General features: G+C 74.0%; 1 protein-coding gene. It reads right to left on the bottom strand.

Translation table 11 applies throughout. The annotated features are described in order from the left end of the window. Window positions 1–1,368, bottom strand: a 1,368-nt coding sequence (locus ABT160_RS47010) for an ATP-binding protein (RefSeq protein ID WP_351656584.1), incomplete at both ends; no start/stop codon positions are given.

Below are 1,368 nucleotides of genomic sequence, written 5' to 3' on the forward strand. Positions count from 1 at the left end.
GGTAGGTGGTGGGTTCCAGGTGGTCGATGAGGCGGTCGCCGGGGCGCTCGATGGCGTACACCGAGGCGGCCGTGGCCAGGTAGAAGTCGAGGAGCCGGGAGAGCGCGGCGTCGCACTCGGCGGGCGGCTGCTCGTCGCGCTCGGCGCAGGCGCGCGCGTAGAGGCGTACGAGGTCGTGGAAGCGGTAGCGGCCGGGTGCGGCGGACTCCAGGAGGGAGGTGTCGACCAGGGCTTCGAGGAGGTCTTCGGCCTCGTGCGGTTCCAGGTCCAGGATCGCGGCGGCGGCGTGCAGGGAGATGTCGGGGCCGTCGGCGAGGCCGAGGAGGCGGAAGGCGCGTGCCTGGTGGGGTTCGAGCTGGCCGTAGCCGAGTTCGAAGGTGGCCTTCACCGCGAGGTCGCCGGCCTGGAGTTCGTCGAGGCGGCGGTATTCGTCGGCGAGTTTGGCGGCGAGTACGGAGACGGTCCAGGTGCGCCGGGAGGCGAGGCGGGAGGCGGCGATGCGGATGGCCAGGGGCAGGAAGCCGCAGGCGGCGACGACGTCCAGGGCGGCTTCGCGTTCGGCGTGGACGCGTTCTTCGCCGACGATCTTGGTGAAGAGCTGGAGTGCTTCCTCGGGTGACATGACGTCGAGGTCGACGAGGTGGGCGCCGGCGAGGTCGACCATGCGGATGCGGCTGGTGACCAGGGCGGCGCAGCCTGCGGTGCCGGGGAGCAGGGGGCGGACCTGGGCGGCGTCGCGGGCGTTGTCGAGGAGGACGAGGATGCGGCGGCCGTCGAGGGTGGAGCGGTAGAGGGCGGCGCGTTCGGCGAGGGTGTCGGGGATGGCGGAGTCGGCGGTGCCCAGGGCGCGCAGGAAGGCGCCGAGGACGGTTTCGGGTCCGACGGCGCGCGGTCCTGCGCCCTGGAGGTCGATGTAGAGCTGGCCGTCGGGGAAGTGGGGGCGGGCGGCGTGGGCGACGTGGACGGCGAGGGTGGTCTTGCCGACGCCGCCGATGCCGGCGAGGGCGGAGACGGCCATCACGGAGCCCTCGGCGGTGGCGAGCCGGTCGCCCAGTTCGCGTACGAAGGACAGGCGGCCGGTGAAGTCGGGGACGGTGGCGGGCAGTTGGGCGGGACGGGCGACGGCGGGCGTGCTGGCGGGTCCGGCGGCGGGCCTGGCCAGGTCGCTGTCGGCGCGCAGGATGCCTTCTTGCAGGCGGGAGAGTTCCGGGCGGGGGTCGACGCCGAGTTCCTCGGCCAGCAGGCGGCGGGTGTCGGCGTAGACGGCCAGGGCCTCGGCCTGGCGTCCCGAGCGGTACAGGGCGAGCATCAGCAGTTCGCGCAGCCGCTCGCGCAGCGGGTGGGCGGCGGTGAGCGCGGTCAGCTCGG

The sequence above is a fragment of the Streptomyces sp. NPDC001941 genome, from assembly GCF_040296945.1.
Classification (GTDB): domain Bacteria; phylum Actinomycetota; class Actinomycetes; order Streptomycetales; family Streptomycetaceae; genus Streptomyces.